Annotated in this window: 11 protein-coding genes; 4 read left to right on the top strand and 7 right to left on the bottom strand. The window is 41.0% G+C overall.

Annotated elements, in window-relative coordinates:
• Positions 1-110: 110 nt before the first annotated feature.
• Entirely contained in the window at positions 111-440 is a 330-nt protein-coding gene (locus AACW06_RS14410) for a hypothetical protein (RefSeq protein WP_238336721.1), read from the bottom strand.
• A gap of 1,083 nt (positions 441-1,523) precedes the next feature.
• Between AACW06_RS14410 and AACW06_RS14405 the strand changes: the two genes are divergently transcribed.
• Positions 1,524-2,105: an acyl-homoserine-lactone synthase gene (locus AACW06_RS14405; RefSeq protein ID WP_192075597.1), complete on the top strand. Its 582-nt coding sequence runs from the start codon at positions 1,524-1,526 to the stop codon at positions 2,103-2,105.
• Positions 2,106-2,111: 6 nt separating this feature from the next.
• On the opposite strand, the gene AACW06_RS14400 is transcribed toward AACW06_RS14405, so the two are convergent.
• The 3 genes from AACW06_RS14400 to AACW06_RS14390 all read right to left on the bottom strand — a co-directional run bounded on the left by AACW06_RS14400 (position 2,112) and on the right by AACW06_RS14390 (position 4,820).
• Positions 2,112-2,834, bottom strand: coding sequence for a LuxR family transcriptional regulator (locus AACW06_RS14400; RefSeq protein WP_192075596.1), 723 nt, complete (start codon positions 2,832-2,834; stop codon positions 2,112-2,114).
• A 150-nt stretch (positions 2,835-2,984) separates the two neighbouring features.
• Positions 2,985-3,746, bottom strand: coding sequence for a DeoR/GlpR family transcriptional regulator (locus AACW06_RS14395; RefSeq protein ID WP_192075595.1), 762 nt, complete (start codon positions 3,744-3,746; stop codon positions 2,985-2,987).
• A 174-nt stretch (positions 3,747-3,920) separates the two neighbouring features.
• Entirely contained in the window at positions 3,921-4,820 is a 900-nt protein-coding gene (locus AACW06_RS14390) for a DMT family transporter (RefSeq protein ID WP_192075594.1), read from the bottom strand.
• Positions 4,821-4,919: 99 nt separating this feature from the next.
• Here AACW06_RS14390 and AACW06_RS14385 point away from each other — a divergent pair, with 99 nt between their 5' ends.
• A complete protein-coding gene (locus tag AACW06_RS14385; protein ID WP_053311134.1) occupies positions 4,920-5,708 on the top strand; it encodes an AraC family transcriptional regulator in 789 nt (262 codons plus the stop codon).
• Between the two features lie 36 nt (positions 5,709-5,744).
• Here AACW06_RS14385 and AACW06_RS14380 read toward each other — a convergent pair whose 3' ends face one another.
• Genes AACW06_RS14380 through rtxB form a run of 3 tightly spaced genes read right to left on the bottom strand, consistent with a single transcriptional unit; the run spans position 5,745 to position 11,346 of the window.
• Complete coding sequence (locus tag AACW06_RS14380; RefSeq protein WP_192075593.1) at positions 5,745-7,883, bottom strand: type I secretion system permease/ATPase; 2,139 nt, start codon at positions 7,881-7,883, stop codon at positions 5,745-5,747.
• Positions 7,884-7,885: 2 nt separating this feature from the next.
• A complete protein-coding gene (locus tag AACW06_RS14375) occupies positions 7,886-9,247 on the bottom strand; it encodes an HlyD family type I secretion periplasmic adaptor subunit (protein WP_192075592.1) in 1,362 nt (453 codons plus the stop codon).
• Entirely contained in the window at positions 9,244-11,346 is a 2,103-nt protein-coding gene (gene rtxB, locus AACW06_RS14370) for an RTX toxin T1SS ABC transporter subunit RtxB (RefSeq protein ID WP_192075600.1), read from the bottom strand. Before rtxB ends, AACW06_RS14375 begins: the two co-directional genes overlap by 4 nt.
• 438 nt (positions 11,347-11,784) lie before the next feature.
• Here rtxB and rtxH point away from each other — a divergent pair, with 438 nt between their 5' ends.
• Complete coding sequence (gene rtxH, locus AACW06_RS14365) at positions 11,785-12,144, top strand: protein RtxH (protein WP_192075591.1); 360 nt, start codon at positions 11,785-11,787, stop codon at positions 12,142-12,144.
• A gap of 25 nt (positions 12,145-12,169) precedes the next feature.
• Entirely contained in the window at positions 12,170-12,631 is a 462-nt protein-coding gene (rtxC, locus tag AACW06_RS14360) for an RTX toxin-activating lysine-acyltransferase RtxC (RefSeq protein WP_064625460.1), read from the top strand.
• The last annotated feature ends 22 nt before the right edge of the window (positions 12,632-12,653 follow it).

The raw sequence follows: 12,653 nt of genomic DNA, 5'->3' as shown, positions 1-12,653 counted from the left end.
GAATGAAGATAGGAAAGTATGATTCGACATGGAAACGGTAGTTTGTGTATGATTTTTGTTTGGCGACTAAACCATATCACTTACTACCGTTTTTTTGTTTTTAGTTCCCGCTAATCCGCGATGAACCAGAAAAAAGCCCCTTTACTACTATCGCCCGAATAGGCATAAGGTATCCCTTTGAACGATTCTATGGTGACTAAGTTAGTGTTTTGTTCTGTCTCAGAAAATGAAGATACATAGGATGAAGCTGCGACAGATGAAGAGACAACAGGGCTTATTGGTTCTTTGAGACCTTGTAAAGTCACCCCGCCAATTTGAGTTTCAAAAACAGTGGGGGTAGGCGATTCTTCTTCGGGATCTGGGGTGAAGCTGAACTCCGTCGTATCATCACGACAGCCAAAAAGGGCAACCCCCAACATAACTGCAAAAATTTTTTTCATCACTCATCTCTTAAACATAGGAGTTATAGAGCATGATCATCACAAACACTTTAACGCCCAGATAACAGACTTTAAACAGTATGAGATTTGCAAGATGACCACGGCTTCACTTCAATCTTGCCATAAATGAGAAAATAGCCATTGAGCATGGTTAGGCTACTTAAAATATAGCTGATTGAGTATTCATACATCACATGGTCACTTTGAATCACGCTCGAACACAGATTTTAACTGTAACTTATTGTTGCATATTAAACCTAATCGGTTATGTATTACACGGGTTTTGTTGCTCAAATCGATGAAACTAAATCTATAACCTACGATCTGAGCAGCTACATCCACTACTTTTCGTAACCTTATGTCTAAGCCTCGCTACAAAACAACCAACTGGAAGCAATACAACCAATCACTCATTAACCGTGGTTCTCTGACGGTCGAAGGCGAGTTTGAGTTGTTCAAGTAAGGATTGACGCTCTTGCTTCCATTACGACTCACTTTGTCTTTTCGATGACTTCGGTTTTAACGAAACCTTAAGATATTACGGTTTCGTTGAATTGTTGGCATTTGGCATAAAATGTGCTGATCACTCAGCGATTCTGTCGTGCCTTAATTACCAAGAGCCTTTGTCATATGTTTTCTATCGATTGAATTTGTCGGTGGAGTGAGGGGAGTTTAGAATCATTTTGCGTAAGAAATTTCCCGCGTAAATTTACGCTCAAATGTACTGCATCACAAAAATATTAACTTATGGTTGGATTAATACTCATTGATGGCTACTGGTTTGGTTAAACGTTGCCATTAACCAACAGACAACAAAGCACCAACCAAACTGCAATGATATTTTTAGCAGTTAAATTGATGAGATATAAAAAATCCTCCTAGTTGCCTAGGAGGATTTTTAAAGCCGAGCGGTACGAATTATTTAATTTATGTTGTACCTTTATTAAGCCAACTGAGCGTTAGTTGTTCAGTAGAGTTAACAATAGTTTAAACATTATCTTGGTGTAACTGTTCGATCGAACAGGTTTTATATATTTTAATATTGGTTAGCTTAATTTCTCCATCAACCTACGGAGAAATTCCATGACTATTTCAATATATTCACACAATTTTCAAACGGTTCCTCAAGGCGATTACGTCTCCTTACTTAAGCTGCGTTACAAAGTGTTTTCGCAACGTTTGCAATGGGAGTTAAAAACGAATCAAGGTTTAGAAAGTGATGAATATGATATTCCTGATGCTCATTATCTGTACGCAAAAGAAGATAATGGTCACCTAGTTGGATGTTGGCGTATTTTACCGACCACAACCAACTATATGCTCAAAAATACTTTTCCAGAGCTGATGGGAAACCAAGTCGCTCCCGTTGATCGCTCTATTTATGAGTTGAGTCGTTTTGCCGTCGATAAGGATTATTCAGCGCAGTTAGGTGGGGTGAGTAATGTTACTTTACAGATGTTTCAATCGCTATACCATCACGCGCAGAAGCATCATATAGAGTCGTATGTAACGGTTACGTCTGCCAGCGTTGAAAAGCTGATCAAACGAATGGGGATTCCTTGCGAACGCTTAGGTGATAGAAAGGTTCATATGCTCGGAAGCACCCGATCGGTCGCGCTGCATATCCCCATGAATGAGGTATACCGAGCAAGTGTAAATGCTTAGTGCGTTTTATAAATAAGGATTAATGTAACCGCCTAAAATGGCTTTAGTAATTGCTTGGTAGCGATTCGTCGCTCCAAGCTTTCTACACGCATTGCTGATATGGAATTTGGCTGTTCGTTCTGAAGTATCAATGATGATTGCAATTTCCCATGCACTTTTTCCTTCAGCTGCCCAAGTTAAGCATTGAATTTCACGGGCTGTTAATTTTGCTCGTGGTTCGGCGTCTTTATGGCAACGGGCAATGTTATAAATATTGTGTGCCAATAGCGGAACGATCAACTGAGAGGTTTGAATGCTTTGTTGGTTAAGTTGATAAGATTTAATGTCAGAGGTTGCAAAGCTGATCATGCCAAATTCCCCACGTAGTCCGTGGATGGGGATACTGAACCCTGCTTTTAGACCATTACAGCGTGCTTCTTCAAAAATTGTTCGGCCATCTTTATTAGCATACTTTGCATCATCCCAACTGATGGGTAAGAAGTTGGTCATGCTGTATTTCACTATGGGATCTACGTGCATAAAACCAGATTCATCATATTGCTGACGCCAACAATTTGGGTAATTGTCGGTTAAGAGTGTTTCACGGCTTCTCAATGTGGGATGCAAAGATAGACCAAATAAAAAGAATTCATGGTCAATCAGGTTATTAAGAGTAAGCAACACATTTTCCAGTTCCATGTGGCTGGTAATGTGCTGGTTTTCTTGAATAAGCCGAAGGATCTTATGCATTGATAGTTATTCTTATAGAATGGGGCAGAATAGTGATATTTATACCAAAAAAATTGGTAGTAGTACGGTCAAATGATAAAACTATTTATATTAAAATCTAAAAACAGTCATCCCACAGAGTAAAAGAAAAAAGCAAGGTGAAATATTGAGCTATATCACCTGAATAATGACTTCATTCTCACGAGCAAAAGTATCAATTTCTTCAGGGGGCTTGGCATCGGTAATGATCAAGTCCACATCAGCAATGGTACCAAGTTTGACCATCGCGTTACGCCCAAACTTACTGTGGTCCACACCTAAATAGACGCATCGGCTATTTTCGATGATTGCTCGTTTTACTCGAACTTCATGATAATCGAAATCAAGTAGTGAACCATCGTAGTCAATACCGCTGATCCCTAAGATGCCGAAATCAAGACGAAATTGTGAGATGAAATCTAGCGTTGCTTCACCCGTAACACCACCATCCTTATTGCGTACCTCTCCACCAGCTAAAATTACGTTGAAATCGGGTTTTGCCATTAGGATGGTTGCTACATTAATGTTATTGGTCACGATGCGTAAGTTTTCGTGATTGAGCATCAAGGCGCGGGCTATTTCTTCTGGTGTGGTTCCGATATCGATAAACAGCGTTGCACCATCAGGTATGTGTTTGACAAGTTCGATGGCAATTTGCTGTTTTTCTTGCTGATATGTTATTTGTCGAGTGTGATAAGAAGAGTTTTCTGAACTGGAAGCAATGGTTGCTCCACCATGATTACGACGCAATTTGTTGGCATCAGCCAACTCATTAAGATCTCGCCGGATGGTTTGCGGGCTAACATTAAAACGTTCAACTAAGTCATCAGTGCTGACAAAACCGTGAGTTTGAACTAATTCGATGATTTCTTGATGGCGTTTACCTGCTTTCATCCTAAATATCCTTATATGCTCGTCTGACTTGATTGTATGCTCCAATCTTGAACAGTGTACGTTTTACTTGAGCAAATTCAATCACTAGAGTGACGTTATTTGCGCGTTTTAAGCGACAATTCACATTAAACGAACATTCTTAGCCAAAGTTTACCTCATAACTTACCGTTGCTTTTAGGGTTGAGTCACGCGTTCGATAGTTGTCGAACGTTTGTTCTTGAGCTTTATTTGCGAAAGGATAACACCAGAGACAACCATCAATCCGCCGATAAAATGGTAGCTTTGCATGGTTTCTCCCAATAGCGTTGCCGCTAGAGAAACAGCAACAACTGGCAGTAAATTCATAAACATGGCACTGGAATCTGCACCGATAATATCTATCGCTTTCACCCACATCCATGGTGCGAGTAGCGAGGCACCGACAGCGGCATAGGCGATTAATGGAAGAGAGCCATTAGTGGGGAGTAATTGATCACTGCTGAGCCATAATGGGATCAGCATGAAAACAGCAAATAAGCCTTGCATATAAATAAGTGTCCAGTTGCTAAGTGGCATTTTCCAACGTTTAAGAAGAACACAATACAATGCATAAACGATGGCCGCTGCGACCATTAAAGCGTCACCTTGGGTGATATCTTGGTGTATAAAAAAGCTCATGTCACCCTGGCCAAGCATAAACGTGAGTCCAGAAAGAGAAAGCACTCCACCAACAATGCTTAATCCAGAAATACGCTTATTGAGCAAGGGAACACTGATAAAGACGCTCAGTAGAGGAACCAGTGATGTAATGAGTGACATGTTGGAAGCGGTTGTGGTCAGTCCTGCGTAATAACCTAGCGACTGGTTGAGCACCATACCTAGCATCGCAAGAAAAGCTAGTTTGCTTAGGTATGGCTTGATGATGTTCCACTGACGTATCACCGTCGGCAGGCAAAATGGTGTTAGTATTAGCATGGCAACAAACCAACGATAGAAGCTCATTGCACTTGGCTCAATGGTTTCGGCCGCAAGCTTATTGATGATGGAATTACCACCCCAAATAAGGACAGTGAAGAGCGGGAGAAGATATACCATGTGAGTCTCGTCGCAAAATGTGGCTAGGAATATAGTGTGGCAGGTCTATATGATTATATATATCTCTAAAACGACATTGCGAGCGATAGGAAGACAAGTTTGAAAAAAGCAGCGCGGAATCTTCACCCTTCTTTATCCATTGATAGAGCACCATCGGACGTGTTTATGAATTTCGAGGCGTTCTTATCGAACACTGAAACCCGTACTCACAGCCACCCTTGGGGTCAAGTGCAACTGATTTCGGGTGGAATACTTGAGATGGAAGCGGAAGATACTCGCTTTCTTGCACCACCGCATTTAGCGATTTGGGTCCCCGCTGGAGTAAAACACTGTAGCTATAATCGCAAACCGATTGAATATTGCTCGTTGAATATCGAACATGCTATGACTCGTCATTTCCCCAAGCAGACTAGCCTTATTAAAGTCACGCCTATCGTTTCTGCCATAATTGAAGATTTTCGTGCACGTGATATCAACGTTGCTCAAACACCAGCTGATAAGCGGTTAGTACAGGTATTGTTGGATCAACTCGCAACTCAAGAAACGCAGCATCACTTTTTGCCATCGACAGACAATAAATATTTGGCACCAATTTTAGCTGCGGTTGAAGAAAACCCCACCGATGATACCACTCTCTCTCAATGGGCCGAAAAAGTACACACCACAGAAAGAACCTTAGCAAGGCATTGCCAGACGGAGTTGGGCATGAGTTTTACTGAATGGCGTTTAAGAGTGCGCTATTTATATTCAATGGATTTATTGCGTACCGGCCATTCAGTGAAAGAAGTGGCGCTAACCTTAGGCTACAACCAAGCTAGCCCTTTTATTGCAATGTTTAAAAAATACTCCGGCCAGACACCGGAGCAGTATAAAAATCGACTACTGTAGTCATTGTTTATGCCATCAATAATTTATGTCTTTGAGTTAGATGCCAATTTGTTGTTTCCATAGTTTGGCATAAAGTCCTTCTTTCGCAACCAGCTCATGGTGAGTTCCTCTTTCACATACTTGGCCTTTGTCCAAGACAAGAATATTGTCAGCATGACGAATTGTGTTTAGGCGATGTGCGATACTAATTACGGTGCGGCCTCGACAAATTTCCTCCATATTGCTCATGATGGCTGCCTCCGAGTTATAGTCGAGTGCAGACGTTGCTTCATCGAGCAGCAAAATTCGAGGATTCACCAGCAGTGCTCTTGCCAAGGCAATACGCTGACGCTGACCACCGGATAGAGCCGATCCTTTCTCACCCACTGGCTGATTAAATCCGTGGGGAAGCCCCTCAATAAATTCCAAAGCGCCAGCGAGTTGTGCTGCATGGCGAATTTCGTCATCAGAAGCTTGTGGCTTACTTAGCCTGATATTATCTGCCACGCTACCGGAGAAGAGAATACTTTCTTGCAAGACCACACTCATATTTCGGCGTAAAGAAACGGGATCTGCTATAGCGAGATCCATTCCATCGACCAATACTTGCCCATGTTGAGGAATATACAAGCGTTGCAGTAGGCGGGTAAGTGTACTTTTACCTGAGCCTGATGGCCCTGTGATGCCGATAAATTGCCCCGGTTTAATCTCCAGAGATAGGTTGGCTAATACTTCAGGAGCATCTTCATGGTAACGGAAACGAATGTTATTAAATTCTATGCCTCCATTGAGTTCAGGGACGGAGGCTAACCCTTGTTTGCTATTTTCTCTTGGCTCGTCAAGAATATCGCCCACTCGCCTTAACGCAATGAGAGTATGCTGAAAGTCTTGCCAAATTTGCGCAAGTCGAAGTACGGGTTGAGTCACATGGCCAGCTAACATGTTGAAAGCGACCAGTTGCCCTGGTGTTAGCTCACCATTTAACACTTCGTTGACTCCCCACCACAGTAATAATGCAGCCGTGAGTTTTTGAACAAGTGCGATGCCTTGTCCTGCAATTAATCCTGATTTTTGAGCATCAAAACTGCGGTTAAGTTGTTGGCTGAGTATCCGTTGCCATTGATGTAGGAACCTATGCTCAGTTGCAGTGGTTTTAATGGTTTCAATGCCTGTGACAGCTTCAGTAAGAAAGGTTGTGGAATCGGCATCTGATTCATATTCAGACTCAACTTTTTTCCTTATTAAGGGACCTGCTATAAGCCAAAGTAAGAAATAGATCACTAACGATCCAATAACTAACCAAGTCAGAGTGCTGGCATAGTGAAACATGACAGCAATAAAAACAGTTACAAAAATTAAATCGAGCAATAGCATTAACGTCGAGCCGGTCAAAAACTGACGGATCTGTGCCATTTCACGTACTCGTGCGATAATTTGCCCTGTTTGTCGCTGTTTAAAGTAAGTTAAGGGGAGGCCAACCAAGTGACGATAAAGGCGACCTGATAGCTCGGCATTAACTTGGCTAGCAAGATGGCCAAAAACGGTGTTTCGTAAGTAGCTATAGGCAGGCTCAGCCAAGGCTAGTGCGAGCATAGCCATTGCAAGCACATGTAAACTAGAGAGACTGCGGCCTACCAGTACCTTGTCGATAACATTCTCAAACAGCATGGGGCTGACTAATGCGAATATTTGTAGCGCAATAGCATAGAAGAATACATCGCGCATTTGGCTCTTTTGTCGTAAGATTGACGGCGCAAACCAACTAATGCCAAATTTGACTTCTTTGCTGCTTAGTCTCTCATCAGCTACTAATATCACCTTATAATTCAATAAGTGATTCTCTGAATGGAGTTCTCTATGCTGCTCTGATTGAGTCGCTGGGTCGTACAAAAAACATGATCCATCAGTAGCTTGTGTGATTACTTGCCAATGATTGTCGATTTCAATCAATACAGGCAGAGGGAGAGTATTTAGATCCGTTGCTTGTATCTTTGCTACCTGACTTTTTAAGCCAATATAGTCTGCTGCTTCCCTTATTTGCATCTCACTTAAGTTGGAATGATCTACACCTAATACATGCTTAAGTTGTGTACAGGTCGACTTTCTATGAAAATGGTTGCCAGCATAAACTATAGCTTCTATTCCGTAGTTATCTTGAGTGATAAGATCACCATTTTTTTGGGACGATATATTCATACTTATCTCTCCCTTAGTGCTTCAGCTTGGTATTCACGAATTGGGCTGAGTAGGTAGTCGATAATGCGACGTTTATCTGTTTTAATCTCGGCAACAACGGACATTCCTGGTGTAAGCTCAACGCTTTGCCCATCAATTAAGATATTGTTTTGTTTTAGTTGAACTTGTGCTGGGAAAACAAGTCCTAAGCGTTCATCTGTGGTTGAATCACGCGAAATACTCAACAGTTCTGCTTCAATAGTACCGTAACGGGTATACGGAAATGCATCTACTTTCACCGTTACTGACTGTCCAGGATAAACAAAGCCTACATCTTTATTGAGAATCTGTACTTCTGCTTGCTGTACCGCATTTTCAGGTACAATAATCATCAAGTTTTGCGCAGGTTGAAGCACTGCACCTAGAGTATAAATACTGAGCTGCTGTACTGTACCATCCACAGGTGAGCGGATGATCTCTAGTTGCTCACGCTCGCGAAACTTAGAAAGTTCCTGATCCAAAGCAACTAATTGCAACTTAGCCTGCTTCCGTTTTTCGAGCCATTCTCTTTGTTTTTGTGCTTTGAAACCGGTCAGTCTTTCTTCGAGACTGTGATATTGCGACTTTAGAACGTCTAATTCTGCTCGTTGTTGAGAGACTTGGCGCTGTGCTTCCAAGAGTTCTTTTTCTTGTTCGAGATATTCTACATGCCCAATCACCTTAATCGTGTTTAGCGTTTTTCGTGCGGCCAGTCTTTGGCTAATATTTCCAGTCAAAAGAGTTAAGGCGTTGATATCGCTCTGGCGAGCCGCCTGCGATGTTTTATTCACTTGCATTTCAGCATTGATGCTGGCGATAATTGATTCAAATTCCCGTTTTTCACTGAGATAATTTTCATTGACCAACACCTGCTGTTCCAGTGGTAATACTGTAAACATGGGATCATGAGAGAGCTGTTTATTATTGATTAAGGCACGGTAACGGATGAACTCATTAGTTTGAAATTCAGATTGGGTGATCAAACGCGTAATGTCTTGATTCACGCCTAAGGTATCAAGAGTGAGAAGTGGTGCGTCCTTTTTAACACGTTGACCGTCTTTAACATGAATGTTGAGAACTCGGCTTTGTTCATAAGACTGAATTACTTGAGAACGACCAGACACAACGAAACGGCCAGTTGCTGTAGCTTGTACATCCAACTTCCCCCAATAAGCCCAAAGCAATGCAGCAAGGACTCCTAGGCTGAGAGTGATGGCCGTTATACGAGCAAACGGTGAAGGAGGGCGCTGTGATAGAGCAAGATGTGCAGGTAAAAACTCGTAATGGTTTTCAGTGGTTTGGTTTATCTTAAAATTGTTCAAGAAGCGCTTGATTACGTGGATCATGCATTAGGTTCCTCTTGTTTGAACTCTTGCTGAAGCTGCCATAATTGTTTGTATTGTTTACCAAGTTTTAATAACTGCTGGTGGCAACCTTGTTCGACGATATTTCCCTGATGAAGAACGATAATTCGGTCGCAATCTCGTACGGTAGATAATCGATGAGCGATAGTGATAACCGTACGCCCTTTAGCAATGTTCGCCATATTGGATTGAATCAATGCCTGTGATTCATCATCAAGTGCACTAGTTGCTTCATCTAAAATGATAATTTTGGGGTCAGAAAGGAGTGTTCGTGCAATCGCAAGTCGCTGCCTTTGTCCACCGGAAAGAGACTGACCACCTTCTGCCAATATCGTGTCATAGCCTATCGGTAGCTTCATAATAAACTCGTGAGCTCCGGAAAGTTTTGCCGCTTTGATAATCTCTTCCAAACTTGCTTCAGGCTTTGATTGGGCAATGTTCTCGCTAACACTTTTATTAAATAAATAATTTTCTTGCAACACGATGCCGACTTGCTGCCGTAATTGCTGAATACAGATTTGATTTAATGGAGTGCTATCAATAGTGATCACACCTTGTTCTGGGTTGTAGAGTCGCAGTAGTAATCGGGCTAAGGTACTTTTGCCTGATCCTGACGTGCCTACAACTCCGAGAGTTTCTCCAGCTCGAATATCCAGAGACAAATCATTAATCGTCGGAGGAATATCGGGTTGATAGCGAAAGACGATATTTTTGAAAGAGATAGCACCATGGATTTTGGCAATGTCATTACCGGTATGCTGTTCTACTGGCAGATTGAGCATATCTGCTAATTTTTCTAATGCTACACGGGTTTGAATAAACTGCCCCCATAGTTCAACCATGCGTGATAAAGGTTGGGCGATGTGGTTTGTCATCATGTTAAAGGCGATTAGTTGGCCGATGGTCATCTCTAATGACAATACTTCTGTTGCTCCCAACCACAAAACACCTACACTCGTTATTTTTTGTATGAGTTGGACAACATGGTTCGAACGATTGTTTAGTTGTTGAACTACGTAGCCGGTGGAGACCATTTTTTCAGTCTGTTCATCCCAGCGACGTATAAATTTTGGTTCCACAGCTAAACTTTTTAGAGTTTCACTGCCAGCAACTGTTTCTGTTAGAAATGAGGTATTTGCTGCAGCGTGTGAAAATTGTTCCTCAACAGCCGTTTGCATTCTAGGAGTTAGCCACCAAGCGAGCAATACGTAAAAAGGAATAGTTGCGATAAATAACCAAGTTAAGGATGCTGAAAGTAAGCTCATGACGTATAGAAATACGAACATGAACAAAAACTCGACAGTTAAGGTAAACATGGAACCAGTTAAAAACTCTCGAACTGTGTCGAGTTCGCGTACACGAGTTACGATGGCACCCACTTGACGTGATTTGAAAAATATCAGTGGAAGGCCAAATAAGTGTTTTACCAACTTTAATCCAAGTTGAATATCAATCCGATTGGCGGTATGCGCATATTGATATTCGCGTAACCCGCGCAGTACCACTTCGAGAATGCCAGTGATAACAAGTCCAAAAACGAGCACATCAAGAGTTGACCAAGCTTGGTGAACCAGAACTTTGTCCATCACCACTTGGAAAAAGAGTGGTGAGATCAGTGCAAGTATTTGCAACACAAAAGAGAAGAGAAAAATCTCGCTTAAGATACGTTTATGTTGAAGAAATTCAGGAATGAACCATGTTATATCGAAACGTGATTGGGACTGTTTAATTTTAATCCATTTTTTATTCCAAATGGCGTTAAGTTCATCAGAAGAGATAACTTCAGGTGTTTCTTTATTAGCTCTTTGTATTAAACATTTATCTTTATTAGATTTTGCTAGTATAAAAGGTGCATTATTGGTATCGAATAAAATGGATGGCGTATTGATTCTTTCTATGTTCTGAAATTGTGAGAATTTTGTTTTAATTTTAACCTTGTTTTCTTTTTCTATCTTATTTAATTCTTCACTGAAATTATTAGCTTTTGTCAAATTAGGATTTTCTTTATTTTTTCTGTCACTACTAATAATACTTAAGTATAGGTGTATACATATCAGCGTTAACTCTTCATTTTTGGACATAATAAATATCTTAGTCAATGCTTTTTGCAGCAAAATTAAAAAGGCTCGGCATGCTATCACTGCTTGTTATCTTGATCAATCGTCAATCGCGAAGAATTTCTGAACTAGGAATTGTTTTAATTGTTCATTTTTTGTTCAAATTGAGTTTTTTTTGGTGATGCGAGTCACCAAACAAAGAAATGAATGTAATCGTTACATAAATATGTAATTGGATGAATAACACGTAAATAATATGGAGTTTTTACTCTAATATAATGTGTTTCTGTGAGTTGATATATATGATTCAACGATGTATTATTTTTATGAAAAATAAACGTTAAAATTTATTCAAGGCTAAATTTTGATGTTTTGTTTTTTAATTATGTTTGAGAATGGAGATGTTTTTCTTTTAAGGAAACGATTTCCATCATGTCTATATAAAATAAGTAGAGGAAATTTATGACTGAGAAGTTTGTTCAAACAGTATCTAGTGTTAACTACAATAAAGGTGTTTTCTCCCTTTATTTTGTAGGTCAAGATCAGAAAAATATGGCTAACGGTGTGATGGCTGAAAATGATAACGATCTTGAACTTAAGCAAGTTGTCCATATGCCAGCCTCTGGTTTTATGTATATGGTATCGATGGTTAAGAACATGTTAGAAGATCCAAGAATGGAAGCTGAATTTGACAAGCTTGTTGCAGCCGGTTTTCTACCTGCAGGTGATGCTGCGGTAAACCAGGAGGAAGAATCACCAGCGGAAACTCTCGTGGAAGAAAAAGCCGCGCCGAAAAAACGCACTTCCCAAGCAAAAAAATAACAGCATATTGGTTGATATAGAGCAGATGTCTATTACACATCAACCAGCAAATCTCACAATAGCGCAAATGCAACAGATGATAGGTGGTGTTGTGCTGCTCAGCCAGCACTCCCCCCTTCATCGCCGATACGTGGTTGCAGAATGGCAGCAGCGTATTCTGCCTGCTTTTGAGCTAAACCAGTTTTGCTATTACGAAGATGAGTGCGGACGCCCAATTGCATTTTGTAATTGGGCGTTTGTCTCTGAGCAGATCCGAGATGAGCTGTTATCTGGAGTGCGTGAAATATCTCCATCCGACTGGCGTTCAGGCCAGCATATCTACATTCCAGAGATGATTGCTCCATTCGGGCATGGCAGAGAGGTCGTTAATGATCTTCGTCGCCGTGTATTTTTACCGTGGAAAGGGCAGAAGGTTTGCACTGTCCGCGGCAAAGTGGATGCTCAAAATGACCGCTGTATTAGAAAGATACAGTGGTTTTCTATTTAACTCCTAAAGAAGAGTTTGGCTT

It is taken from the genome of Vibrio sp. S12_S33, from assembly GCF_963889785.1.
In the GTDB taxonomy this organism is placed as follows: Bacteria; Pseudomonadota; Gammaproteobacteria; order Enterobacterales; family Vibrionaceae; genus Vibrio; species Vibrio aestuarianus.
This window is presented reverse-complemented; position numbering and strand designations above follow the sequence as displayed.